Raw genomic sequence first — 23,550 nt, 5'->3', positions numbered from 1 at the left:
GCAGCTCATCAAGTTATTTACTTTCTTTCATTTCAGGACTGCCATCTGGTCTTTCTTTGAATCGAAGCAAGTCACCATTGATGATAGTATCCGAATAATTCAATTCAGTGTTGGCACGCTCAATATACGGCTTACATTGCGCTTCATCTTGTGATGGTTCACCTGTTTCAATGTCATAGCAAACTTCCTGTGCGTAAATATTTTTGTCTGTGATAAGACGGCCGTCACGGAAAATGACGAATGGTTCATGATCAGGTGAGAATAAATCAGAACCGAATTGCATATCTGCTTTCGTATCAATCCCTAGTAGGTGAAGAACGGTAGGACGGATATCTACCTGTCCGCCGAGCTCATGCATTTGCTTACCCTCACCGGACCCTGGCATATGAATGAACAATGGAACCTTTTGAAGTTCTGCATTATCGAATGGTGTAATTTCCTTATCCATATACATACCCATTGCTTTATTGTGGTTTTCGGAAATACCATAGTGATCTCCGTACATGATGATAATCGAATCTTCATACAAACCACTTTCCTTCAAGTCATCAAAGAACTCCTTAACCGCTTCGTCCATATATCGAACTGTCTGGAAATACTTATTTAACGTGTTGGAATTTGATGTGTATTCAGGAATTAATTTATCCTGTTCATCCAAATCAAATGGGTGATGGTTTGTTAGTGTAATCATTCGTGTAGCAAATGGTTGCTTAATATCTTTCATCAAATCAACAGATTGATGGAAATAAGGAATATCTTTCATTCCCCAGTTGACAGCTTCATCTTCACCAATTGTGTAGCTATCTACATCATAGAACTTCTGTACATTAAGTGCTTTGTACATAATATCACGGTTCCAGAAACTCTTGCTGTTAGCATGCATAACACTTGTAGCATACCCATTCTCACCAAGTCGTTCAGAAAGCGAGTTATATGTGTTACCGCTGTGTGTAAAGAATACTGCACTACCGTTACGTCCATATAATGAATTCTCTACAATAAACTCGGAGTCGGACGTTTTACCTAATCCAGTTTGTTGATAAAAATTGTCAAAGTAGAATGTATCTTTATCGTTTGTTAATTCATTTAAGAATGGAGTGATTTCATGCCCATCCATATCATTATTAATAACAAAATTTTGTAAAGATTCAAGTGAAACAAGAATGACGTTTTTGCCTTTTGCAGAACCAAACATTTTCGGATCTGGTTGTGCGTGGTTGGCTTTGACATAGTTTTCTATTTCCGTCAATTCCGTACCATCAGCAAATGTACGCTGTGCATGGGATTTCGATTGTACGAATAAATCATATAGATGATAATTATACGTACCGATATTTTTAACAAGCAATTCTCGGTCAAAACTTCTCGTCAATAACTGTGGGCGCTGAGCTTCTGCAAGTGCCAAGTTGAACATCATCAACGTAGCAGCTGCTGCGAAATATACTTTGCGTCCCATTTTACGGCTAGATTCTTGAACGGGTCCTTGCTTAACGAATCGCATAGCCACTAAAATAATCAAGACATCTGAGAAAAAGAATAGGTCAAGAAGTCGTAAATTCTCAGTAATGGAAGAACTTAAATCTGCAAAGTTACTTGTCTGGAACAATAGAGGCAGTGTAATAAAGTCCGTAAAGAAACGATAGAACACAGCATTGGCAAACATGACAAATGATGTGATAAAACTAACCGCTAAAATATATCGGTTACGTGTTTTCGTCTTTTTAATAAATAAAGCAACCCCATAAATAAACATTAGAAATGCTAAGGGATTAATTAGTAAGATAAATTGTTGCATAGCATTATCGATCTTCATATTGAAACTGGTGAAATACCCGATATAGGTAGTCAACCAAGTTGCGATTACTGCGATAATGAGTACGGAATGCTTAGGCCATGAAAATTTTCTCATTCCATCTCTTCCTTTCGTTTCGTTTAGATACTGTTTTAATAGTCATCATATATTTAGACGTTTGACTGAGTGAAAAGTTTCACATAAGAAGAGGAATGAGTAGTTCGTATAATATCAACTAGCCACTAGCTAGTTTGCTCTCTTCTTAAAACAAGCAATGCTTGAATATAAGTTTGTTGATCAATGAATTGATGGTCATACAGTTCTTTGACCTCGGACTCCATGATCATGCTATCCTGTCTTTTATTGCCTGTATAGATGATTACACCAAAACGTTTAAGCAATTTCATCACGTCATAAAATTCATTCATTCGCTTCACGAGCTTTCTGACAATCTATAATATGTTCATCTGTATAAATATAGGACACCGGAACATCGTGCGGCTCCCTAACTATATTATGGCTGATTTGACAGTCAAATGCCAGTGAAATTGTTTCAAATGGAAAATTTATCAAATAACGATCGTAGTAACCGCCACCGAATCCAATACGGTAACCTGTATCTGAATATACGACACCTGGTACAATTTGTAAATCAATTTCTTCCGGTCTTATAGACTCTGTCAAATCTATTTTCGGTTCTTTTAAATCCATGTACACTACTTCTGTTTGATCAAATGAATCAATCAAACGAAAATCCATTTCTCTCGTAGAAGAAATACATCGTGGAATAGCAATTCGCTTCCCGGCTTGCCAGGCGGTTTCTATCAAACGATGCGTGTCCACTTCCGGAAACCTTGATAATGTGATTCCGATTGTCTCTGCATACTTAAATTCATCCGAAGCAAGAACTTTATCTGTAATAATGGCTGATTTCCGTTCGTGATCAGATGGAGTTAATTGATGTAATTGCTGTATAACCTGTTTTCGAAGATGCTGCTTTTCCACTGTACTACCTCCCGTAAGAAAAAACCAAAACCGAAGCAGGTTTTGGTTTTAATGATTATTTCGTTTCACGGTGCAAAGTTTGCTTTTTTTCACGTGAGCAATATTTCATCATTTCAATACGTTCTGGATTGTTACGCTTGTTTTTCTTAGTAATATAATTACGCTCTGCACATTCTGTACAAGCGAGTGTTACGTTTACGCGCATTACTGTCCCTCCCACTCAATAGCTATAGATATAAGTAAAACATGAGCATGATCTATACGACTAATATATTATACCATAGAATCAATCGTTGTACAGCAAAAAGTTTCAAATATCATTCATCATGTGCTTATGGTATTATGAAGGAAATTCTAGTTATTTGGGAGGGAACAGTATGGATATCCCCTTACTATTACTCAGCATCGGTGTATTGGCTGTCATTCTCTCGTTTTTCGTGGGCAATAAGGCTCGCGCAATAGATGATGAGTTGGAAAATGTATCGATCAGCTTGCATCAAGAGACGAGTAACCTAAAAAAGAGAGTACGTTTGCTGGAAGAAGAATTGATGGTCGCATCCCCAGCTTCAGAGCCTATTGCTCCAGCACCTCAAAAAACAATACACGCAATTATTGTCAATCAAATCATATCACTTCACAAACAAGGCTACACAGTCCCTGAGATTGCAAAACGCGCTTCACTTAGTGAAAAGGAAGTAACGGAAGTGCTACATTCTAAAGGAGTGCGGTTGTCATGATCAAGGAAATATTGCGCGCCGTAGGTATTGGTTGTTTGATAGCTGGCGGTATTCTGTATTTCGTACAGCAACAAACATCAGAAGGTTCATTGAAAAAACAATTGGCTGATTCCAAAGAAGATATAGCTATCCTTAAAAAGGAACTTGCTATTTCACAAACCCTGTCTGGGAAAGAAGCTATTCGTAAACCAGAAGCTGAACAAGAAACGATTCCAGATGAAAATGAAGCGGATGAAATTATCACAAAGAGTTTTACCGTAAAAGCAGGTATTACACCGGCCGAGCTATCGCGCGAATTAGAAAACGAGAAGCTAATAAAGAACGCTGAAGAATTTGAACTGTATATAATTGAAAATGAATATACACGAAAAATTAAAACCGGTACATATGAATTACGCTCTGATATGCGCTTCCCTGAAATCGCCAGAATCTTTTTGCGCTTATAATATAAAAGACGAAAACCAAATGGTTTTCGTCTTTTTTGTATTGATGTTGTTTATTTCTGTATTCTCATATCCGGAGATGCGTCGTCAGCCTTCGAGTTTCTCTGTCTTTTTTGTTCAAAATATACATCAAGTGCTTCTTTGGCGATTTCACTTGCTGTGGCGGATGGATAGCGTTTCGTATTCGTGGAAATATACGGAATGATAACTGAATACGCAACTTCAGGTTTGTCTGCAGGGGCATACCCTACATGAGAAAGGTTAATCGTCGGAATAACTGGGTTGGATTTATTACCTGTGTAATAAAAGGATTCCGCTGTACCCGTCTTTCCTGCTCCTGTATAGGGTGCACCCGCTAGTAATCCAGAAGCTGTACCGTTCGCGCCATAGTATACATAATTCATACCTTTCTTCACTTGATCGATTTCCTCTTGAGAGTTTTTCAAGTGATTCAACACTTTCACAGGTGTTTCCTCAACCAACTCGCCAAGCACTTCCCCATCCGGAGATGGTTCACGAATTTCTTTCAAAATCTTCGGTGCTATTCGATTGCCGTCAGAAGCAATAGTTGCAACATATTGCGCCATTTGCAGAGGAGTATACGTATCAAACTGTCCGATTGAGAAGTCAAGCAGTTTCCCAGGGACTGTTTCAGTACCGGTTACCCCTGTATATTCTCCAGGTAAATCGATTCCTGTTTTGACGCCTAAGCCAAATGCCGCAAAGTTTTCGCGGAATGTATCAAAGGCTTTCTTGTCGATTGGTAATCCTTGTCCTGGTCGGTATGTCGCTTTTCCTAAGCCCATCGCTATGCGGAACATATATACGTTGGAAGAACGACCAATAGCGGAAATGTCGTTTAATGCCACTCGACCATTCGGATTAAACAATGATCGTTTGTATCTGCCGCCAATATTGATTGGTTGGTCAATTTTAACTTCACCAATTTTTGCAGCACCTTCATTATAACCTGTAAGCATCGTCGCCAATTTCACTGTTGATCCGACTTCATACGCTGAAGTAAACGTACCATATGTGTAATCCTGTATCGCCCACCGTCCTGTCGATTCATCCTTTAGTACTTTCTTACCGACAAGCGACAAGATTTCTCCGTTATTCGGATCTAGCATGACAAGGAATGCCGAGTCCAACGCACCTGTATTCGGACCTTGTTTTAAACGCAATAATTTATTGGATACGACATCTTCGAGCGCCTTCTGTAAATCTGTATCTGTAGTCAGGATTAAATCTTTACCTGGCTTTCCTTCTTTCACCGTTTTCGTTTCAACGACTTTTCCTGTGCGGTCTTTGACATTTTTCACAATCGTCTTTTGGCCTTTCAGTAAGTCTTCGTAATACGCTTCCAAATAACTTCTTCCGACGCGATCATTACGGGAATAGTCTCTCGCCAGGAAATAGTCTAAGTGAGAACGCGGAATCCCTTCTACCGGACTTGTTGTGGAACCGAGAATCGCACTGTCGGATTTCTTGACCCGATCCCAGTCCGTAGTCGTATTGACGCCCGGCAGTTGATCCAATCTTTCAGAAACAACAGCTAGTTCTTTATCAGTCACACCATCGCTTTTAATGATTTGTGGCGAATAGGCGTAACCTGCCATCATTTCTCGATAAATAGCGAGTACTTCTAAATCTTCCGCAGACAAAGTAGCTAGTTCTTCATCTGTGATTCGGTCGCGTGTCAGCTGATTTATTTCCCGTTGGACATCTTTCTGAGATTTATTGTCATCTTTACTGAGCTCAGTTTGCTCTTTCTTAGGTACTTTATCAGCTGCTTTTACAGGATTTAATAATATCCAGAAATCTCGCTTATCGCCTATTGTGACGCGTTGAGTATCTTGGTCGATCAACTTCGCGATTTTTCTTGCCAGCGCAAGCATTTCTTTCGTCGTCGTGGAAGATGTTTTCGTATACGTGATAGCGTTTTTCGCTTCATTGTCTATGAGTACTTTTCCCGAGCGATCGAAGATTCTTCCACGCGGCGTGCTCGTGTTGACCGCAATCTCCTCGGTTCGTTCAAGACTGCGTGCATAATCTTCCCCCTTGACGATTTGCATATAACCTAAACGGAATATGAGTAAGGAAAAAAGGACAAAAATCGCTACAAATAAAAAATTCATTCGAAATGCAATATGTTGACGTTGACCCGTTTTTGGCGGCTCCGTCTTTTTCTGGTTTCTCTTCAACAGGAATCTCCTTTCTCAGGAAGTTTATGTATTAGAATTATAGCATGAAAATAATAAAGAACACACATCTAGACGAACTAGATGTGTGTCGGGTTTCAATTACTTATTGTCTTGGTAACGCTTTTCTACTTCATCCCAGTTTACTACGTTCCAGAATGCTGAAATATAGTCAGGACGACGGTTTTGATAGTTTAAGTAGTATGCATGCTCCCAAACGTCCAAACCTAGTAATGGTGTTTTACCATCCATGTAAGGTGAGTCTTGGTTAGGAGTTGATGTTACTTCAATTTCACCGTTGTTTACAACAAGCCAAGCCCAACCTGAACCGAAGCGAGTTGTTGCAGCTTTAGCAAACTCTTCTTTGAAAGCATCAAAGCTACCGAACTTCTTGTCGATTGCTTCTGCAACTTCCCCAGTTGGGTTGCCGCCACCGTTTGGTGAAAGGATTGTCCAGAACAATGAGTGGTTAGAGTGCCCACCACCGTTATTGCGGACTGCTGTACGCTTGTCCTCTGGAACTTTGTCCAAGTTTGCAACTAATTCGTCAACAGGCATGTTAAGAAGTTCTTCGTGACCTTCTAGTGCATTGTTCACGTTCGTTACATACGTGTTGTGGTGTTTCGTGTGATGGATGTTCATCGTTTCTTTGTCGATGTGTGGCTCCAACGCATCGTATGCGTATGGTAGTTCTGGTAATGTATAAGCCATTTTCCATTCCTCCTCTAAATTATCTCTGTTTTGCCCTACCTCTTCACATTATCAAAATATGAGTCAGCATTCAAAGAAAATGGACTGTTAACGGAGAAAAAATAGAAAAATGACAATCATGACCACCATAATAGTACCTTTTACAGCAACTGATGTCAGAAAACCAATGACAGAGCCGATTCCTGTACGGAAAGCTTGTTTGATCCCTACACGTGTGAAAATGAGTTCTGCAATGATTGCACCAATAAAAGGTCCAGCTAGAATACCCACCACCGGAATGACGAATGGACCAATAAGCAGTCCAATCGTACTTCCCCACATTCCCGCCTTGCTGCCACCGAAGCGTTTGACACCGACGAGATTGGCGATCATATCCGCTCCGAACAATAACAAAACGAATAATACTTGGATTACCCAAAATAACCACGTTAACTCCTCAAATGAAACAAGCGCGCCATAAAGCAGGAAGCCTGCCAATAAAAACACAACAGATGGAATGACAGGGTAGATCAATCCGACAAACGCGATCGCGAACATGATAATTGCTAATGTCCAACCGATCCATAACATAGCTGTCACTCCTTATTTTATTATGCGTGCTTACCTAAAATCGCTTCCGCAATGTTTACTGCGTGGTCACCAATTCGCTCAAGATTCGAAACGATATCGACAAACACCATACCAGCTTGTGCACTACAATGTCCTTCATTTAAACGGACGATATGATTTTTACGGAATCGACGTTCCATATTATCGATTAAATCTTCTTTCTCTGAAACGATACGTGCTAGATCTGTATCGTCTGAATCTAATGATTCAATCGCTTTTTGAACGGTTTCGATTGTCAATGTGAACATTTCAGTTAGATCTTCCATTGCATCATCTGTCAGCTTCAATTTATTAGTTTCACGTAAATCGATTAGCTCAATGATGTTTTCGAAATGATCACCTATTCGCTCGATATCACGGACAGTATCCATTAATAAGACGTGACGACCAGATTCAGCTGGCGACACGATAACTACGGATACTTCTACTAAGTAGTCTGTAATTTTGCGATCGAGATTGTTGATGGCATCTTCAATTTGATACGCTGTTTCTGCATACTTTTTCTGACCTGTCTTCAAATATTCAAATGATTCTTGAAGACCACGGACACTAAAATCACCCATCCGGACAATTTCTTCTTTGGCTTGTCCAATTGCGACGGCCGGTGATTGTGTGATGAAGCGACGGTCAAGATGTTTCGGTTTATACTCAATCGTGACATCCTCGCCTGGTATCATCTTAGTGACCAGATAAGCCCAAGCGCCAATGAATGGAAATTGTAGAACCGTGTTGGCGATGTTAAATGAACCGTGCGCAAATGCGATTTGCATTTTACTTTCGAGATTCAAGGCACTCGCCATCCATTCAACGTAAGCCGTAAATGGTATGAGCAGGATCATAAATACGATGGTACCGACGATATTGAATAGTACGTGTACAGCTGCTGCTCGTCTTGCTGCAACAGATGCACCGAGTGCCGCAAGTACTGCAGTAATTGTCGTACCGATGTTATCGCCAAAGAGAATCGGTAATGCGGCTTTCATTGTAACCAAGTCTTCAGCGAAGAGACCTTGCAAGATTCCGACAGTCGCACTGGAGCTTTGTACGACCAGTGTGAAGATCGTTCCCGCTACTACGCCGAGCAGTGAATGTTCACTCATTGCTAGTGTGAAATCAGCAAATGCTTCTAATGAACGTAAAGGCTTCATTCCGTCACTCATTAATTCAAGTCCTAAGAATAATCCCCCGAAGCCGAAGATGACTTCTCCTAGGTTCTTGATTTTAGCTTTACGGACGAAGAAAATCAGGAAGGCACCGAATGCCATGATCGGTAATGCATATGCGCCGACATCTAAACCAATAATAAACGCAGTCACTGTCGTACCGATATTGGCGCCCATGATGACGCCGATTGCCTGACGGAGTGTCATAAATCCGGCACTTACCAGACCGACTGTAATAACAGTTGTTCCAGAACTAGATTGAATTAACACTGTTACGATAATACCGACAAGAACTCCCATAAATGGATTGGTAGTAAAACGGTCTAAGATTGCACGAAGTCTGTCCCCTGCAGCCTTTTGCAATCCATCCCCCATGTACTTAATTGCGAATAGGAAAATTCCTAAGCCCCCAAGAAATTGGAACACCACTTCTTGCCAGTTCACTTCCATTTAATTGTCAACCTCCATCAAACGTTTTATGTATGATTTCTAACTGCCCTTCACTCATTACAATCGTCGTGAAGTTTCAACCTATTATGAGAGGTATATACGTCAATTGTAAAGCATCCTACTGCAATCTTTACATCACCTTAACAATGCAGCAATGAATTGTCATAAGAATGTCGAAATTTCTGCAAAGCAGTATGTTTTAAATAAATGGTAGACTATATGTAGAAAGGGAGGCCGGCTCAGTGAAATTCCATCAAATTTTTAAAGCTTCTTTACATGAACCCAAAAAACTTGCAGCATTCCGCTTGTTATCGATCGGTAAAGTCATTCAATACATATTTGTGTTTATCTTTCTTTACACCGGCGTATCATTTTTGCAATTTGTAGTAGGCGATCATACACTGTTCCAGTCGTCTCCTGAATTAGCGGAAATCGGCGAAACGATCGGCTTTTTGATCTATCCAATCGCATTTGTGCTGCAATTGGTCATTATTACGTCGTATTTATTTATTCGCATCAGTATTTTTGCTATCATAGGGGTAGTGCTATTGAAACTATTGCATCGCCGTGGCGAATTTCGTTTTATGTGGCGAACAGCAGCGATTGCTGCAACATTACCAATCTTGCTGACGATGGCATTTGAATTTGTTCCTCCTATGCAACCTTATAGCTTGTGGATCGCGTCGGTAGTCCATCTACTCTACGTTTGGAGAGCAGCAGTCTATTATCCAAAACAACCAAGATGAATAGACTTCCCCTTGTCTGCATAGTGTAGTGCAGGAGGGATGCATGATGAGAATTCTACTAATCGCACTTGCTGTATTTTGCACAGTTCATTTTGTTCGAATGGATTTAACAGAAGGGACAATCCCTCTTGCAGCCTTTTTTGAAGATGAATCGTCCTGTATAGAGGAAACGCCGAATCATTCAATTGCCATTCGAGTGGTTGAAGGTGATACAATAGAATCGTTATTCGCATTATACCCAGATTCAACACAAAACTTTCTTGAGAGGTTGGAGCAATTTTATTCCATGAACCCTCATCTTGAACGCCAACAGTTTGTAGCAGGCGAAAAAATCAAGTTGCCGATCGGTGAACAAGTAGAATCTGTTTGCGAAGAAGGCGACAAAGGATAATTTTATATTCCATCTTTTTATGATGGTATTTACTCATTTGAAGGAGAGAGACATAATGACTGAAATGATTCATCGTTCCAATACTCGTCCCGTAAAAGTTGGTAATTTGACTATCGGGGGAAGCAATGAGCTGTTTATGCAAAGCATGACAACGACAAAAACACATGATGTCGAAGCAACAGTTGCAGAAATTAAACGTTTGGAAGATGCAGGCTGCCAAATCGTACGTGTAGCATGTCCCGATGAGCGCGCTGCGTATTCTATTGGAGAAATCAAAAAGCAAATCAATATTCCGCTAGTAGTGGATATTCATTTTGACTATAAATTAGCATTGATTGCAATTGAACAAGGTGCAGATAAAATACGTATCAATCCAGGTAATATTGGCCGTAAAGAGAAAGTTGAAGCTGTTGTTAATGCAGCAAAAGCGAAGGGTATTCCAATTCGTATCGGTGTCAACGCAGGTTCACTTGAGAGAAAAATTCTTGAGAAGTACGGCTACCCTACCGCTGAAGGTATGGTTGAAAGTGCATTGCATCATATCAAAATCCTTGAAGACTTGGATTTCCATGATATTATCGTGTCACTTAAAGCATCTGACGTTAACTTGGCGATCGAAGCATATAAACTTGCAGCTGCGGCATTCGATTATCCATTGCACTTAGGTATTACAGAATCCGGTACACTATTCGCAGGCTCGATTAAGAGCGCAGCGGGACTTGGTTCTCTTCTATCCGCAGGTATCGGTAACACGATGCGCGTATCGTTAAGTGCGGATCCGGTTCAAGAAATCAAAGTAGCGAAAGAGTTACTGAAAGTATTCGGTTTATCTTCCAACTCGGCAACATTAATTTCTTGCCCAACATGCGGCCGTATCGAAATCGACTTAATTTCCATTGCTAATGAAGTAGAAGAATATATCTCGAACATTAAAGCACCGTTGAAGGTAGCAGTTCTTGGCTGTGCGGTCAACGGCCCAGGTGAAGCCCGTGAAGCAGATATTGGTATTGCTGGTGCTCGTGGTGAAGGATTGCTCTTCATGCATGGTAAAACAGTCCGAAAAGTTCCAGAAGAGACAATGGTCGAAGAATTGAAAAAGGAAATCGACATTTTAGCCGAGGAATATTTTGAGAAGAAAAGACAAGAAGAGGCACTTGCAGCACAAGGTAGCGTTTCTGAATGAGGGATATACGTTTCGGGATCGACATTGACGGGACGGTAACTACACCCACTGCCCTGCTTCCCCATATCAACAAGCGTTTCGGTTCTAATCTGACACTCGCGGATATTAAAGAATATGATTTGACGAAAGCGTTTGATGTGGACCCCGAACAGTTTGGGCAATGGTACAAAGAAACGGAAGAACTGATCTATCAGACTTCCCCTGCTCAAGAATTCGCAAAAGAAGTATTGACCAATTGGCAGAAGCAGTTCGAGTTGTATTATATTTCAGCCCGTGGACCGAATGTACTCGAGTCTACGACGAACTGGTTTCACGAGCAACAAATACCTTATGACCACGTAGAGTTGATTGGCACGCATCATAAAATTGAGACGGCTAAGCAATTCAACGTAGATGTATTCTTCGAAGACAAGCATGACAATGCAGTAGGTATCCACGAAGAGTTGGATATTCCGGTGTTCTTATTTGATACTCCTTATAACCAGGATCCGATTCCTGAAGGTGTTATACGAGTAGCCAATTGGAAACAAGCTGATCAGTACGTTAGACAGTTGTTTCATGCAACGGAAATGATAAAGAGTAAATGATTGCTGGAGCATCGCATATTGCGGTGCTCTTTTTTTTATAGTCTTCTTGTATATTCGCATCTTACTTTTAACTTCACATGTATAATAAAACCTAGTACATTATTAGTACGTAATATAGTAGATTGAGGTTTTTAATTCATGTCTATCCATCTAATTGTATTAGTAATCATTGCCGTATTTATTGGTGCTTTGTCGCGTGCTACATTCGGTTTTGGTGAAGCAGTTGTCAGTATGCCCTTGCTCGCATTACTATCAGTAGATTTACATACTTCTATCGCTTTAATAGGTTTGGTGGGACTCACGGTGGCATTATTTACCGTAGTTTCGGAATGGCGTCATGCGGACCGTCAAGCTTTACTTCGCCTAGTCATAGGTGCTTTAGCAGGAATCCCCGTAGGTATCGTATTGGTCGTCAAAATTCCCGATACGCTAATAACTATTGCGCTCGGGATCTTTTTAATTCTTTATGGTTTGTATTCATTTGGCAAGAGTCTATTACAACATACTTTTGCTACAGAAAGACTGAAGGCGAAGTTCTGGTCATGGCCAGTTGGATTTGTGTCCGGTGTGCTTGGAAGCGCTTATAATACTCACGGTGTGCCCGTAGTCGTGTATGGTACGTTAAGACGTTGGGAACCAAAGCGCTTTCGCGGAACCTTGCAAGCCCATTTTCTTATTACAGGTACATTTATAGTTGCTGGACAGGCTTTGGGAGGTCTATGGTCAAAAGATGTTTTTATATTATACGGTTACTCTTTCCCCACTGTCATACTCGCAACATGGCTTGGTATTTTTATACAACGTCGTATTCCAAATGAAAAATTTATACGGTATGTATTTCTTCTACTAGCACTCCTAGGAGCGATTTTATCACTTACTTCCATTTGAATACTATTCAATAAAAAAGGCAGCACATCATAAACATAATGATGTACTGCCTTTTTCTATTCAAACTATCCTACCTTACACTTCGGACATCTGCCGTATATCTCAAACTTATGCCCTTCTATTACATACTCTGACAAATTTACCGTTACACTATCCATCGGGCAAATTGGAATGGATTTCGTGCCACCACACGCTGTACAAATAAAATGGTGGTGATGATGATCCGTCGCACACTGCATACGGAAAAGTCGCTCGCCGTTCAGTTCTGTTTCATCTAAAATACCAAGCTTCGAGAACATGGCAAGATTCCGGTAGATTGTATCAAAACTAATACCCGGATTATCCCGTTCTACCGCTACGCGAACTTCCATAGCCGTGACATAGCGATCCGCATCATCAAAAAACCGCAATAATATTTCTCGGTTCTTTGTTCGTTTATAATCATATTTCAATAGAATATCCCATGCTTCATCTATCGACATATCGTAACGCCACCTTTCCTGCTGCCTATGACCGTACTTTTTTCCATAAAAGTACTAACAGTAAAATGAACACTGACGTAACTACAATGGTCCCGCCAGGCGCGATATCTAAGTAAAACGCAGATATCAGTCCAATGATCACAGCGATTTCCCCGAATACTACCGAGTATACTAGTGCACCCTTATAGCTTTTAGCCACTTGAATAGCCGCTGCCACAGGCAATGTCATCAACGAAGATACTAGCAAAATTCCAACGATTCGCATTGATGCACCAATGACTAGCGCTGTGATAATCATAAACGCCGCTTGAATAACGCGTTCATTAATCCCAGACACTCTCGCATACTCTGGATCAAATGCCAATGAAAATAACTCTTTATATAAGAAATAGATAAAGGCAATCACAATAATAGCAATAAAAATAACAATGTATAAATCTTGCCGACTTACAGCGGACACTGAACCAAATAAATAACCGACTAAATCTGTACCGAAACCTTTGGCAAGGGATATAAATATTGCCCCAAAACCAATACCGGCAGATAAAATGATCGGAATCGCCAGTTCTTCAAAGCTTTTATACACTCTACGCAATCGCTCAATCAACAAAGAGCCGATTACAGCTGCCCCCATCCCTAAATACACTGGGTTAAGCGCCGCGAAGAACAATACTTGCTGACTTAAATAGAGACTGCCTGCAATCCCTGCGAGTGCTACGTGACTAAGTGCATCTGAAATCATCGCCATACGACGCACTACGATAAACAATCCTAGCATCGGGGCGATCAAGCCGATAATCAGTCCAGATAGTACAGCATTTTGTAAAAACTCATATGTGAAAATAGCTTCAATCATCTAACCGGCTCCGTTTCTTTTTGATGGAGCCGACGAATAGGATGACCGTACCAGCCGGACAATTCCGCCTCACTCATTTTTTCATAGTCTGCATGGACACCATGGAAATGGATAGATCGATTCAAGCACGCGATATGTGTTGCAAGCTTTGTCACGACATCGATTTCATGTGTCACGAGTAAAATCGCTATTCCGTACTCACGATTCAATTCGCTAAGCATAGAATAGAAGGATTCTACATTTTGTCTGTCGATTCCGACTGTCGGCTCATCCATGATCAGTAAATCCGGATGACTTACGAGGGCTCTCGCAATGAAGACACGCTGCTGCTGACCTCCCGAGAGATCACCTATACTTTCATCTTTACGATCAGCCATTTTCACTACATGTAGCGCATCAAGGGCTTGCTGTTCGTCTTCTTTATCGAACCGCTTGAAAAGTCCTTTTTTACTCGTTAAACCGCTCTTCACGACTTCCAAGACAGTTGCTGGGAACTGCGTCGTAAATGCATTGGATTTTTGAGAGACGTAACCAATTCTTTGTTGTTGGTTAAACGAATCGATCGGCCCACCAAACAGTTCAATGGTACCTTGAGACGGTTTCAACAACCCTAATATGATCTTTAATAATGTAGATTTACCCGAACCGTTTGGACCAATTAACGCCCAAAACTCCCCTTGTTTCACTTCTAGACTGACATCAGAAAGCGCAACAGAGTGATTAAATTTATGCGATATATGCTCTAAGTTAATAATGGAATTTGTCATATACATATCCCTTCCTTTAATTCGGAATCATTCCGATTACTTTATGAATTATATAGTAAGACGCGGAGGGATACAACCAATTGAAAGGAAATGATGAAGATGGATTTACTTCAGTTAATTCAGGAAATTAAACAGTTGCCCGATCAGGAAGCAGTACATTACGCGGCAAGTTATGGTGTGGAGTTGTCTACAAAGGAGGTGCAGCAGCTACGACCTTTGCTGGATGAAGTTTCATTCACTTGGTTGTTTACAGGTATTCCGTCCGTATTTATCGAAAAAATCACTTCGATCATTGGCTATGAGAAAACCATGCTGTATTTGGAACAATATAAACTACAATAGAAAAAAGCGTTGCGGGTACGCAACGCTTAAAGTCTTCAGTTATGCAATTCTTCTAATCGAGCAGGAGTGAATTGATGATTTTTCAACATGTCAATCTCCACTGCATAAGGGGCTTTTTTATTTGCTTTATCTGTTCCGATAAATGGCGTTTCCAAGATTTTTGGGACGTCTTTAAATGCTGGATGATGAACGATATACGCCAATGGTTCGAAGCCGATATGTCCCATGCCAATATTTTCGTGACGGTCTTTTCCAGCACCACAAATGTTCTTGCTGTCGTTAACATGAATGACGGAAATCCGATCTAGTCCAACAATATTGTTAAATTGATCTAAGACACCTGAGAAATCATTGACAATATCATAGCCTGCATCATGAACGTGGCATGTATCAAAACAAACGGATAGACGTTCGTTATGCTTCACACCGTCGATGATCTTGGCGATCTCATCAAAACTTCTACCACACTCTGTTCCTTTACCAGCCATCGTTTCAAGTGCGATGCGAACATTCGCGTCTTCAGATAACACTTCATTCAAGCCTTCAATTATTTTCTCGATACCTACTTCCGCCCCTGCGCCCACGTGAGCACCTGGATGGAGGACAATTTGGTTAGCACCAAACGCTTCAGTGCGCTGGATCTCCTGTTGCAAAAAGTCTACGCCTAAGCGGAACGTTTCAGGCTTCGTAGTGTTCGCAAGATTAATAATGTACGGCGCATGGATGACGAGATTTGATTGACCGTTTTCTTCCATACTTTGTGTACCGCTTTCGATATTCAATTCTTCAATTGGTTTACGTCTCGTGTTCTGAGGCGCTCCCGTATAGATCATGAATGTATTGGCTCCATAGCTTAGAGCTTCTTCACTTGAGCCAAGTAGCATCTTTTTACCACTCATGGATACGTGAGAACCTAGAAGGATATCGTGTTGTGTCATGATTTCTTCTTTATTCTCCTTTGTCTCTTTTTAAAGTTCTCTTTTTGTTCTGCCATCTTCTTCTTGTAGCCTGGCTTCACTTTATCTGGCTTACGAATATAGGAATCTGCTTTTTTATCAAGTTCATCTACCTCACGTACGCGTTTCTTACGTGCTTGACGCTCTTTCACTTCAATCCATTCACCATTTTTAACATCTTCGTGAACGAAAGGAATGCCAAGCTTCTCAATTTGATTAATTGCATCTTCATCGGACGGTTCATACAACGTAATCGCATGACCTTGCATTCCTGCACGTGCAGTACGTCCTACGCGGTGAACAAAGAATTCCAGATCATCTGGTAATTCAAAGTTAATGACGTGACTGACACCCGGAATATCAATCCCTCTTGCTGCCAGATCAGTCGCCACGATGTATTGATACTCTAGATCCCGCACTTGCTTCATAACACGTGTACGTTCGCGTGGCGTCAAATCACCGTGGATTTTTCCAGGCTTATGCCCGTGCTCCGCTAAATAGGTAGCCAAACGATCAGCGTTTTGCTTTGTGTTCATGAAAATAATCGCTAGATACGGCTGGAGGGCATCCATCACGTGTAGTAGTTTCTTGTTTTTATCCATACTTCTTACAGGAACTAATGAATAATGCATATTCTCAGTTAACGGTTTCTTATCATCCATCCGGACATGAACGGGTGAGTTCATATACTTCGACAAGAATGGCTTCAGTTTTTCAGGAATCGTTGCAGAGAATACATACATGCTAATCTTCTCCGGCATTCTTGAAGCAAACTTATCAATGTCTTCAATGAAGCCCATATCAAATGCAAGATCTGCTTCATCAATGACTAGCTGAGTGGCTGTGTGGATCGATAATGCGCCGGTTTCCGACATATCTTGGATACGTCCTGGTGTACCGACGATGATGTGCGGTGTGCTCTTTAATCGTTCAGCAGAGCGTTTTTTATCTGTACCGCCAATCAAGATTGCACTTTTGATATCCGTTCCATCGATTAGCTTTTTCAGTTCATTATGCAGTTGAACCGCTAACTCACGTGTCGGTGCTGTAATGACCGTTTGCAGTTCGTCCTGCTCTGGCTTAAGTTTTTCAACAAGTGGAATTAGGAAACTATGGGATTTCCCTGTTCCTGTATGGGCTTGTCCAATTGCACTTGTGTTTTTCATGATCAATGGAATGATTTCTTTTTGGATCGGTGTTGGTTCTTCAAACCCTAATTTTTGAATAGCTTCCCTCAAAAACGGTTTGAATTGGTAATCAGTAAATTTAGACATATCGTTCCTCCTCTAGATAATTCTTATTGTACCATGATTCGGTGCCATCAGTGGTTTTTTTCGCATAGGATATAGGGGAAACAACTAAAAAATTAGAAAGGAGTTCGTGATGAGATATCAATCATTTTATCCGTTCAGCAATCAGCCGCCTCAGCCTAGGATGACACCCGCCACTCCGCCTATTCAACAAAGAGCGCCCATGCCTTTCCCTCAAGGCATGCAGGGAAATTCCAGGAACCCTAGGGATATGCGTGGCGGTGCTCCACAACAGCAGGCAGGTATGCAAGAAACCGGTCCTTCACGGGCTGATCAATACATGCAAACAGCAAATCGTTTTTTCAATACTGCTCAACAATTCGCACCATTAGTGCAGCAGTTTGCGCCACTTGTCCAAAATTTACCTGCCATGTGGAGGTTATATAAAGGGGTACAATCTATGCCGGACGCACCGACAGCCTCTTCTGCACCACGTCCAAGTAGTCCGCAAACGCCCAATTCTAGACCTTCCCAAGCCACTAATCAGCCATCTATGCCGAGGATTTTTCAACCGCCCTTCTGAACTCTTTGAATCGTTCACGAATCTCCGCTATAATGAAAGAGAAGTTAGTAGAGGAGTGGAGTGGATTAAATGAAAGTACTCAAGATATCACCAAGAGGTTATTGTTATGGTGTAGTTGATGCGATGGTCATTGCGAGGAATGCTGCGCTAGATCCTACCCTGCCGAGACCCATTTATATATTAGGCATGATCGTCCACAACAAACACGTCACAGATGCTTTTGAAGAAGACGGGATCATTACGTTGGACGGGGAAAATCGCCTAGAAATTTTACGTAAAGTGGATAAGGGAACTGTAATCTACACGGCACACGGTGTTTCTCCTGAAGTTCGCCAATTAGCGAAAGAAAAAGGATTAGTTGCCATTGATGCAACATGTCCCGACGTTTCTGTAACACACTATTTAATTGAAGAGAAAGTAGCAGAAGGCTATGACATCCTTTATATCGGCAAGAAGCATCACCCAGAACCTGAAGGCGCAATTGGTGTTGCCCCGGATTCTGTCCATTTAATTGAGCGTCTTGAAGACATTGAAAATCTAGACATTAGCAATGACAAATTATTGGTTACAAATCAAACTACGATGAGTCAATGGGACGTTGCACATCTCATGGAAGAATTGGAACGTAAATTCCCTCACATCGAAGTACACCAAGAAATTTGTCTGGCTACACAAGTTCGCCAAGAAGCTGTAGCAGAACAAGCAGGTGAAGCAGAGTTGCTGATTGTCGTTGGAGATCCGAAAAGTAATAACTCCAACCGTTTAACGCAAGTATCTGTAGAAATCGCAAACACACCTTCATACCGCGTCTCAGACGTTTCAGAAATCGACCCTGCATGGCTTATGGACATTGAGACAGTAGCGGTCACAGCAGGTGCTTCTACACCTACCATAATTGTTAGGGAAGTTATTGCGTTCTTGAATGAATTTAATCAAGATGATCCTACAACACATCATCCGGAAAGAAAGTTTAAGCTTGAGAAAATCTTGCCGAAAGTCAAGAATCCAACGCCTGTAATCCGGATCGAACCATAAGTATAAGAAAAACCGTCGAGTGTGCTCGACGGTTTTGTTTATGATAGGAATTGAAAAGGCTCAGTAATGACGTTAGATTCAATAAATTCAACAGCTAATTTATTTTTTTGACAAAGGTCTGTCATTTTATTTGCAACGCCAGCAATCATAATTTTTTCAATATTATGACCAGGGTCTACAATGGCAAGATCAAGCGCTTGCGCATCTTGCGCCACATGATAATACATATCTCCTGTCACGAGTACATCGGCCCCTTTTCTCTTGGCAGCTGCAATATATTTATTTCCATCTCCGCCAAGAACCGCCACTTTATGAATTTTCGTCTGTGGATCACCTACGAAACGTAATGCTGGAACTCCAAATACATCTTTCACATGCTGTGCAAATTCCTTCAACGTCAACTCTTCTGCAAGTTGTCCAATACGCCCAATTCCTTGCTCATTCGTTTTCTGCTGCATCTTGACTAAATCAAATGCCGGTTCTTCATAGGGATGCGCAACAAACATTGCTTTGATGACTGTAGCCTGCTGACTCTCCGCGAACACGACTTCAATTCGCTCTTCATCCACTTGTGTCGGTTCCCCAACTTCTCCAATTGTCGGATTTGCTCCAACAACCGGTGTGAATCGACCAGTGCCTTGTGAGCTAAAACTGCATGCCTGGTAATCACCAATCGCACCCGCTCCTGCACTTGCCAATTTCTGACGCAATACATCCGCATTTTCTAAAGGACAGTATACTGCCAGTTTCATCAAGTACTCAGAGTCTGTAATATCAATCGGCTCCGTCTGCTGTATACCAAGACGTTCCGCTAACATATCATTGACACCACCTTCGGCAATATCAAGATTGGTATGCGCAGCGTAGACCGCAATATTATGTTTAATACATTTCTCAATCATTTTCCCTTGAGGTGTATCTGTCAGAATGGATTTTACAGGACGGAACAATGGGGGGTGGTGTGCAATCACAAGAGTGGCCCCATTTTCAACTGCTTCATCAATCACTTGTTCGTTGACATCAAGCGTAACAAGAACTTTATCTACAGGACGATTCAATTGGCCGATGTGCAGTCCAACCGGATCCCCTTCAAATGCAAGCCGCTTCGGTGACCACTTTTCAAATAGTTCAATGATCTGATGTCCATTACTTTTCTTCATGTGCTAACACCTTCCTGACTAATTCTATATTTTCTTGTAAATTTGCTTTTTTGCCCTTAATTTCTTCCGTTTGTTCTGCGTGATCAAGAGCTTTTATGACCCGCTGCCATTCAAGCATCTCTCGCTCCCACTTCGCTCGGAATACGTTAGATTGTTTACGGCGCAAAACTGGCCCGACAAGTAAATCGGTTGTTGAGTAATCAGCCGCTCCTCTTTCAAGTACAAGGACTTCATAAATTTTACTGTCTTCTAGCAAAATCTCTTCATCTACAATGCAAAATCCATTCGCTACAGCCCATTCCCGAATCGCGATCGCGTGCAGATTGGGTTGTACGATGATTCGTTGTACATGCGTTAAACGGTCCTTACCCGCTTCGAGGATCGATGTAATCAATGTCCCACCCATTCCTGCGATTGTTACTGTCTCGACGTTGTCAGCGTCTTCTATCGCCTGCAAACCATTTGCTAAGCGCACTTCAATACGGTCCGCAAAACCATTCAGATCTACATTGCGCGTCGCCGCTTCAAAGGGACCTGTCACTACTTCTCCTGCAATGGCTTTACGTATCTTTCCTTTATTCATTAAATAGCACGGTAGATAGGCATGATCACTACCAATATCCGCAAGCACAGTATCGTTCGGAACAAAACTGGCTACCATTGCCAGACGTTCCGATAATTGATTGGTATTCATGGTTCCCCGCCTTTCATTTTCCTCTATTGTATAATCGCTACTCATTTCATGCAATGCAAAAGAGCCAGTAAACCGAGAGTTACCCTGGTTTACTGGCTCTTTAAATTAAGTAGACAATCAGTCTAATGATAAAATGTAATCAACCATTTCATCTATGTTCTCATCTGGAACTAGTCCAGCTGGCATTGCAGTTCCAGCAACACCGTTTTTGATTGCATCATGTACTTCTTTTGCATCAAGTGAGCTATTTAGAGCTGGCCCCATTCCGCCAGTTAAGCCATCACCATGACAACTAATACACTTCTGCTGAGCAACAGCTTCTGCGTCAAATTCGCCAGTGTTTGCACTTTCTTCTTCAGTTCCTTGCTCTGTGCCTTCTTCATTAGCTCCAGCAATTTCTTCTTTTTGATCTAGACCATAAAGTGACATGAAGAAAATCAGTCCAATTCCGAGCGCGAAAATCAGAAAAAATGGTACAATAGGATTTTTATTCATTGGATTACCCTCCTTCACCAGAATCTATTCTGTAAAAGATACAGTATACACTTAACATTGTACTGTATCTATAAGAAAACTGAAAGTGTTATCGAGTGACTTTTCGTCTTTTGTGACAGAATCGCCATAATTCGCAGGTCAACAACCTAGTTGTCTAGCAATGACCATTCGCTGGACTTCTGAAGTGCCTTCTCCAATTTCAAGAAGTTTGGCATCACGTAAATAACGCTCGACCTCATATTCACGCATATAGCCATAGCCACCGTGTATTTGAATCGCTTCATTGGCAACTTCCATCGCTATTTCTGAAGCATATAATTTACACATCGATGCTTCTTTTGTAAACTTTCTGCCTTGATCTTTTAGCCATGCCGCTTTATAAACCAAAGTCCGTGCGAGTTCGATCTTCATCGCCATATCCGCCAGTTTGAATTGTGTAATTTGGAAAGATGATAATGTTCTTCCGAATTGCTTGCGTTCCTTTGAATACTTCAAAGCTCGCTCGTAAGCCGCCTGTGCAATACCTACTGCCATAGCACCGATACCGATACGACCGCCGTCAAGTGTTACCAGGAACTGCTGAAACCCTTTACCCGTCTCGCCAAGTAGATTCTCTTCTGGAACTACTACATCTTCAAGCAATAATTCTGTAGTATTGGAAGCATGCAGGCCCATTTTTTCATAGTTATCGATTATTTTAAAACCTTTTGATGTGGTCGGTACGATAATTGCGCTAATTTCTTTCTTGCCATCTTCACGACCCGTCACAGCAGTCAATGCTAGGTGTTTAGCATAGCTTGCATTGGTGATATAGACCTTTGAGCCATTGATTGTATACTGACCTTCAGAAAGGATGGCAGACGTCTCTGTTCCACCAGCGTCAGATCCAGCATTAGGCTCGGTCAAACCGAAAGCACCAAATGATTCGCCAGTACAGATCGGCGTGAGATACTTCTGCTTTTGCTCTTCTGTTCCAAATAAGTTTAGAGGCGCCCCACCTAGTGAAATATGAGCGGAATAGGTAATACCCGTCGACGCACATGCACGACTCAATTCTTCTGTCACTATGGCAAAACTAATCGTATCTGCTCCACCCCCACCGTATTTCTCGGGAAATGGTAAGCCCATCATACCCATTTCTGAAAGCTTTTTAAAAATCTCCGCTGGGAACTCCCCTGAGCGATCACGATCTACTGCACCTGGTGCTACTTCTTCATTTGCAAAGTCTCTCATCAGTTTTTTCACCATTTGTTGTTCTTGAGTTAAATCAAAGTTCATCATGATCATCCTCTCTCCACTTATACAATTCTATTTCCGATAAAATTGTAAGCCCTTACATTATAGCATATAGAAAACGGACGGAATATAGCAATACACCCATTGCATTCCGTCCGATTATATAGATAATATTAAAAATGCGACTACTGTCAATAGACCTAGAGAGCCTGAAATAGTGAAGTATAATAACTTTAATACTCTTCCAGTAAATAACCATAAACCGCAGTTTAATACGAGGAGTCCGATCAATAATGTCGTATCCCCATCAAAAAATGCAGTCCAAATCTTCAATGACATCATTAATAAAAGAAATGCCATCGATATGTATAGAAATGGTGCAAAACCTTTCTTGATGAACGTTTTTCCAAATACGAGCGTTAGGAAAATTATGGCCAATACAGCAGCAACAGTCAATGTAGCGATGGGGTATTCTGTCAGCACGAACATAGCAACTGATGCTACACCTGCAAGCAACAAGCTGATGAGCAAAATCATAAATTGTTTAATCCGTAACTTTTTGCGTTCAATTTGAAGTGTGGAAGATTCTTTCTCGGCCACTTCATCAGGATCTTCTCCTTGCGCATACAACGTAATCAGGAAATCGCAATAATGTTCAGGAAGTAGTTTATTGGCTTTCCAATACCGGATTTCAGAAATGATGATCTGTTTCTTATCTATAGCCATCCTTTCTCCTCCAATAGTATCAATCTTCTATTTTTTACTAAAGAATAAAAAGCATCGGCTCT

The 23,550-nt window shown here is 41.2% G+C and carries 28 protein-coding genes; 10 read left to right on the top strand and 18 right to left on the bottom strand.

Translation table 11 applies throughout. The features are described from left to right. Positions 1-13: 13 nt before the first annotated feature. The 4 genes from CSV72_RS01935 to rpmG form a co-directional block, all read right to left on the bottom strand. Complete coding sequence (locus CSV72_RS01935) at positions 14-1,909, bottom strand: LTA synthase family protein (RefSeq protein WP_099676860.1); 1,896 nt, start codon at positions 1,907-1,909, stop codon at positions 14-16. Positions 1,910-2,034: 125 nt separating this feature from the next. After that, entirely contained in the window at positions 2,035-2,220 is a 186-nt protein-coding gene (locus tag CSV72_RS01930) for a YqgQ family protein (protein WP_099634130.1), read from the bottom strand. Beyond that, positions 2,213-2,797, bottom strand: a complete 585-nt coding sequence (locus CSV72_RS01925) for a 5-formyltetrahydrofolate cyclo-ligase (RefSeq protein ID WP_099676859.1) — start codon at positions 2,795-2,797, stop codon at positions 2,213-2,215. The genes CSV72_RS01930 and CSV72_RS01925 overlap by 8 nt, the downstream gene beginning before the upstream one ends. 55 nt (positions 2,798-2,852) lie before the next feature. Next, the gene (gene rpmG / locus CSV72_RS01920) at positions 2,853-3,002 is read right to left on the bottom strand and encodes a 50S ribosomal protein L33 (RefSeq protein WP_029054517.1); all 150 of its coding nucleotides are present in this window, start codon (positions 3,000-3,002) and stop codon (positions 2,853-2,855) included. A 172-nt stretch (positions 3,003-3,174) separates the two neighbouring features. On the opposite strand from rpmG, the gene CSV72_RS01915 reads away from it, so the two are divergent. Together CSV72_RS01915 and CSV72_RS01910 are read left to right on the top strand one after the other, a co-directional pair. Further along, the gene (locus CSV72_RS01915; RefSeq protein ID WP_099676858.1) at positions 3,175-3,534 is read left to right on the top strand and encodes a hypothetical protein; all 360 of its coding nucleotides are present in this window, start codon (positions 3,175-3,177) and stop codon (positions 3,532-3,534) included. Continuing rightward, entirely contained in the window at positions 3,531-3,980 is a 450-nt protein-coding gene (locus CSV72_RS01910) for a hypothetical protein (RefSeq protein WP_099676857.1), read from the top strand. The genes CSV72_RS01915 and CSV72_RS01910 overlap by 4 nt, the downstream gene beginning before the upstream one ends. Positions 3,981-4,030: 50 nt before the next feature. Here the strand turns inward: CSV72_RS01910 and CSV72_RS01905 are convergent, their stop codons facing one another. The 4 genes from CSV72_RS01905 to CSV72_RS01890 form a co-directional block, all read right to left on the bottom strand. Next, the gene (locus CSV72_RS01905; protein ID WP_233191044.1) at positions 4,031-6,181 is read right to left on the bottom strand and encodes a peptidoglycan D,D-transpeptidase FtsI family protein; all 2,151 of its coding nucleotides are present in this window, start codon (positions 6,179-6,181) and stop codon (positions 4,031-4,033) included. A gap of 99 nt (positions 6,182-6,280) precedes the next feature. Continuing rightward, positions 6,281-6,889, bottom strand: coding sequence for a superoxide dismutase (locus tag CSV72_RS01900; protein WP_029054514.1), 609 nt, complete (start codon positions 6,887-6,889; stop codon positions 6,281-6,283). 87 nt (positions 6,890-6,976) lie between these two features. Beyond that, positions 6,977-7,459, bottom strand: coding sequence for a DUF456 domain-containing protein (locus CSV72_RS01895; RefSeq protein ID WP_099676856.1), 483 nt, complete (start codon positions 7,457-7,459; stop codon positions 6,977-6,979). A 20-nt stretch (positions 7,460-7,479) separates the two neighbouring features. Continuing rightward, complete coding sequence (locus CSV72_RS01890) at positions 7,480-9,111, bottom strand: Na/Pi cotransporter family protein (protein ID WP_099634136.1); 1,632 nt, start codon at positions 9,109-9,111, stop codon at positions 7,480-7,482. Between the two features lie 242 nt (positions 9,112-9,353). Between CSV72_RS01890 and CSV72_RS01885 the strand changes: the two genes are divergently transcribed. The 5 genes from CSV72_RS01885 (at position 9,354) to CSV72_RS01865 (ending at position 12,906) form a co-directional block, all read left to right on the top strand. Beyond that, positions 9,354-9,857, top strand: coding sequence for a DUF1189 family protein (locus CSV72_RS01885; protein WP_158232115.1), 504 nt, complete (start codon positions 9,354-9,356; stop codon positions 9,855-9,857). 46 nt (positions 9,858-9,903) lie between these two features. Then, a complete protein-coding gene (locus CSV72_RS01880; RefSeq protein WP_099634138.1) occupies positions 9,904-10,248 on the top strand; it encodes a hypothetical protein in 345 nt (114 codons plus the stop codon). 55 nt (positions 10,249-10,303) lie between these two features. Continuing rightward, a complete protein-coding gene (ispG, locus tag CSV72_RS01875) occupies positions 10,304-11,431 on the top strand; it encodes a flavodoxin-dependent (E)-4-hydroxy-3-methylbut-2-enyl-diphosphate synthase (RefSeq protein ID WP_099676855.1) in 1,128 nt (375 codons plus the stop codon). Next, positions 11,428-12,018, top strand: a complete 591-nt coding sequence (locus CSV72_RS01870; RefSeq protein ID WP_099676854.1) for a 5' nucleotidase, NT5C type — start codon at positions 11,428-11,430, stop codon at positions 12,016-12,018. The genes ispG and CSV72_RS01870 overlap by 4 nt, the downstream gene beginning before the upstream one ends. A gap of 138 nt (positions 12,019-12,156) precedes the next feature. Continuing rightward, complete coding sequence (locus tag CSV72_RS01865; RefSeq protein WP_099676853.1) at positions 12,157-12,906, top strand: sulfite exporter TauE/SafE family protein; 750 nt, start codon at positions 12,157-12,159, stop codon at positions 12,904-12,906. A 65-nt stretch (positions 12,907-12,971) separates the two neighbouring features. Here CSV72_RS01865 and CSV72_RS01860 read toward each other — a convergent pair whose 3' ends face one another. Genes CSV72_RS01860 through CSV72_RS01850 form a run of 3 tightly spaced genes read right to left on the bottom strand, consistent with a single transcriptional unit; the run spans position 12,972 to position 15,011 of the window. Beyond that, positions 12,972-13,388 carry a Fur family transcriptional regulator gene (locus tag CSV72_RS01860; RefSeq protein WP_099634142.1) on the bottom strand — a complete coding sequence of 139 codons (417 nt, stop codon included), beginning with the start codon at positions 13,386-13,388 and terminating at the stop codon, positions 12,972-12,974. A 25-nt stretch (positions 13,389-13,413) separates the two neighbouring features. After that, positions 13,414-14,244 carry a metal ABC transporter permease gene (locus CSV72_RS01855; RefSeq protein ID WP_099676852.1) on the bottom strand — a complete coding sequence of 277 codons (831 nt, stop codon included), beginning with the start codon at positions 14,242-14,244 and terminating at the stop codon, positions 13,414-13,416. Beyond that, entirely contained in the window at positions 14,241-15,011 is a 771-nt protein-coding gene (locus tag CSV72_RS01850) for a metal ABC transporter ATP-binding protein (protein ID WP_099634144.1), read from the bottom strand. Before CSV72_RS01850 ends, CSV72_RS01855 begins: the two co-directional genes overlap by 4 nt. Before the next feature lie 99 nt (positions 15,012-15,110). Here CSV72_RS01850 and CSV72_RS01845 point away from each other — a divergent pair, with 99 nt between their 5' ends. After that, positions 15,111-15,353, top strand: a complete 243-nt coding sequence (locus tag CSV72_RS01845; protein WP_099634145.1) for a hypothetical protein — start codon at positions 15,111-15,113, stop codon at positions 15,351-15,353. A gap of 35 nt (positions 15,354-15,388) precedes the next feature. Here CSV72_RS01845 and CSV72_RS01840 read toward each other — a convergent pair whose 3' ends face one another. Then, positions 15,389-16,291: a deoxyribonuclease IV gene (locus tag CSV72_RS01840; RefSeq protein WP_199170033.1), complete on the bottom strand. Its 903-nt coding sequence runs from the start codon at positions 16,289-16,291 to the stop codon at positions 15,389-15,391. After that, positions 16,288-17,583, bottom strand: a complete 1,296-nt coding sequence (locus tag CSV72_RS01835) for a DEAD/DEAH box helicase (protein ID WP_099676851.1) — start codon at positions 17,581-17,583, stop codon at positions 16,288-16,290. Before CSV72_RS01835 ends, CSV72_RS01840 begins: the two co-directional genes overlap by 4 nt. A gap of 247 nt (positions 17,584-17,830) precedes the next feature. Here CSV72_RS01835 and vrrA point away from each other — a divergent pair, with 247 nt between their 5' ends. Together vrrA and CSV72_RS01825 are read left to right on the top strand one after the other, a co-directional pair. Further along, on the top strand, positions 17,831-18,142 hold the full coding sequence (vrrA, locus tag CSV72_RS01830; protein ID WP_158232114.1) for a VrrA/YqfQ family protein: 312 nt from the start codon (positions 17,831-17,833) through the stop codon (positions 18,140-18,142). A gap of 69 nt (positions 18,143-18,211) precedes the next feature. Then, positions 18,212-19,177, top strand: a complete 966-nt coding sequence (locus CSV72_RS01825; protein WP_099676849.1) for a 4-hydroxy-3-methylbut-2-enyl diphosphate reductase — start codon at positions 18,212-18,214, stop codon at positions 19,175-19,177. A gap of 38 nt (positions 19,178-19,215) precedes the next feature. Here the strand turns inward: CSV72_RS01825 and CSV72_RS01820 are convergent, their stop codons facing one another. The 5 genes from CSV72_RS01820 to CSV72_RS01800 all read right to left on the bottom strand — a co-directional run bounded on the left by CSV72_RS01820 (position 19,216) and on the right by CSV72_RS01800 (position 23,488). After that, positions 19,216-20,337: a Nif3-like dinuclear metal center hexameric protein gene (locus tag CSV72_RS01820; RefSeq protein WP_099676848.1), complete on the bottom strand. Its 1,122-nt coding sequence runs from the start codon at positions 20,335-20,337 to the stop codon at positions 19,216-19,218. Continuing rightward, a complete protein-coding gene (locus CSV72_RS01815) occupies positions 20,324-21,031 on the bottom strand; it encodes a tRNA (adenine(22)-N(1))-methyltransferase (protein ID WP_099676847.1) in 708 nt (235 codons plus the stop codon). Before CSV72_RS01815 ends, CSV72_RS01820 begins: the two co-directional genes overlap by 14 nt. Before the next feature lie 117 nt (positions 21,032-21,148). After that, entirely contained in the window at positions 21,149-21,526 is a 378-nt protein-coding gene (cccA, locus tag CSV72_RS01810; RefSeq protein ID WP_099676846.1) for a cytochrome c550, read from the bottom strand. Between the two features lie 138 nt (positions 21,527-21,664). After that, positions 21,665-22,804 (bottom strand): acyl-CoA dehydrogenase family protein, encoded by a 1,140-nt coding sequence (locus tag CSV72_RS01805; RefSeq protein WP_099677121.1) that lies wholly within the window; start codon positions 22,802-22,804, stop codon positions 21,665-21,667. Between the two features lie 117 nt (positions 22,805-22,921). Next, positions 22,922-23,488 (bottom strand): hypothetical protein, encoded by a 567-nt coding sequence (locus CSV72_RS01800; RefSeq protein ID WP_099676845.1) that lies wholly within the window; start codon positions 23,486-23,488, stop codon positions 22,922-22,924. Between the last annotated feature and the right edge of the window lie 62 nt (positions 23,489-23,550).

Origin of the sequence: Sporosarcina sp. P20a (assembly GCF_002743175.1) — a bacterium.
In the GTDB taxonomy this organism is placed as follows: Bacteria; Bacillota; Bacilli; order Bacillales_A; family Planococcaceae; genus Sporosarcina.
Note: the sequence above shows the minus strand (reverse complement) of the source record. Positions and strands in the feature narration are given on the sequence as shown.

What these genes read in the sequence shown, in the direction of transcription:
- CSV72_RS01910 (WP_099676857.1), top strand. Translation starts at nt 3,531, where the DNA reads ATGATCAAGGAAATATTGCGCGCCGTAGGTATTGGTTGTTTGATAGCT.
- cccA (WP_099676846.1), bottom strand. Translation starts at nt 21,526, where the DNA reads ATGAATAAAAATCCTATTGTACCATTTTTTCTGATTTTCGCGCTCGGA.
- CSV72_RS01850 (WP_099634144.1), bottom strand. Translation starts at nt 15,011, where the DNA reads ATGACAAATTCCATTATTAACTTAGAGCATATATCGCATAAATTTAAT.
- CSV72_RS01895 (WP_099676856.1), bottom strand. Translation starts at nt 7,459, where the DNA reads ATGTTATGGATCGGTTGGACATTAGCAATTATCATGTTCGCGATCGCG.
- CSV72_RS01915 (WP_099676858.1), top strand. Translation starts at nt 3,175, where the DNA reads ATGGATATCCCCTTACTATTACTCAGCATCGGTGTATTGGCTGTCATT.
- CSV72_RS01825 (WP_099676849.1), top strand. Translation starts at nt 18,212, where the DNA reads ATGAAAGTACTCAAGATATCACCAAGAGGTTATTGTTATGGTGTAGTT.
- CSV72_RS01865 (WP_099676853.1), top strand. Translation starts at nt 12,157, where the DNA reads ATGTCTATCCATCTAATTGTATTAGTAATCATTGCCGTATTTATTGGT.
- CSV72_RS01845 (WP_099634145.1), top strand. Translation starts at nt 15,111, where the DNA reads ATGGATTTACTTCAGTTAATTCAGGAAATTAAACAGTTGCCCGATCAG.
- CSV72_RS01935 (WP_099676860.1), bottom strand. Translation starts at nt 1,909, where the DNA reads ATGAGAAAATTTTCATGGCCTAAGCATTCCGTACTCATTATCGCAGTA.
- rpmG (WP_029054517.1), bottom strand. Translation starts at nt 3,002, where the DNA reads ATGCGCGTAAACGTAACACTCGCTTGTACAGAATGTGCAGAGCGTAAT.
- CSV72_RS01930 (WP_099634130.1), bottom strand. Translation starts at nt 2,220, where the DNA reads ATGAATGAATTTTATGACGTGATGAAATTGCTTAAACGTTTTGGTGTA.
- CSV72_RS01890 (WP_099634136.1), bottom strand. Translation starts at nt 9,111, where the DNA reads ATGGAAGTGAACTGGCAAGAAGTGGTGTTCCAATTTCTTGGGGGCTTA.
- CSV72_RS01840 (WP_199170033.1), bottom strand. Translation starts at nt 16,291, where the DNA reads ATGACACAACACGATATCCTTCTAGGTTCTCACGTATCCATGAGTGGT.
- vrrA (WP_158232114.1), top strand. Translation starts at nt 17,831, where the DNA reads ATGCGTGGCGGTGCTCCACAACAGCAGGCAGGTATGCAAGAAACCGGT.
- CSV72_RS01855 (WP_099676852.1), bottom strand. Translation starts at nt 14,244, where the DNA reads ATGATTGAAGCTATTTTCACATATGAGTTTTTACAAAATGCTGTACTA.
- CSV72_RS01880 (WP_099634138.1), top strand. Translation starts at nt 9,904, where the DNA reads ATGAGAATTCTACTAATCGCACTTGCTGTATTTTGCACAGTTCATTTT.
- CSV72_RS01860 (WP_099634142.1), bottom strand. Translation starts at nt 13,388, where the DNA reads ATGTCGATAGATGAAGCATGGGATATTCTATTGAAATATGATTATAAA.
- CSV72_RS01870 (WP_099676854.1), top strand. Translation starts at nt 11,428, where the DNA reads ATGAGGGATATACGTTTCGGGATCGACATTGACGGGACGGTAACTACA.
- CSV72_RS01820 (WP_099676848.1), bottom strand. Translation starts at nt 20,337, where the DNA reads ATGAAGAAAAGTAATGGACATCAGATCATTGAACTATTTGAAAAGTGG.
- CSV72_RS01900 (WP_029054514.1), bottom strand. Translation starts at nt 6,889, where the DNA reads ATGGCTTATACATTACCAGAACTACCATACGCATACGATGCGTTGGAG.
- ispG (WP_099676855.1), top strand. Translation starts at nt 10,304, where the DNA reads ATGACTGAAATGATTCATCGTTCCAATACTCGTCCCGTAAAAGTTGGT.
- CSV72_RS01805 (WP_099677121.1), bottom strand. Translation starts at nt 22,804, where the DNA reads ATGAACTTTGATTTAACTCAAGAACAACAAATGGTGAAAAAACTGATG.
- CSV72_RS01835 (WP_099676851.1), bottom strand. Translation starts at nt 17,583, where the DNA reads ATGTCTAAATTTACTGATTACCAATTCAAACCGTTTTTGAGGGAAGCT.
- CSV72_RS01815 (WP_099676847.1), bottom strand. Translation starts at nt 21,031, where the DNA reads ATGAATACCAATCAATTATCGGAACGTCTGGCAATGGTAGCCAGTTTT.
- CSV72_RS01800 (WP_099676845.1), bottom strand. Translation starts at nt 23,488, where the DNA reads ATGGCTATAGATAAGAAACAGATCATCATTTCTGAAATCCGGTATTGG.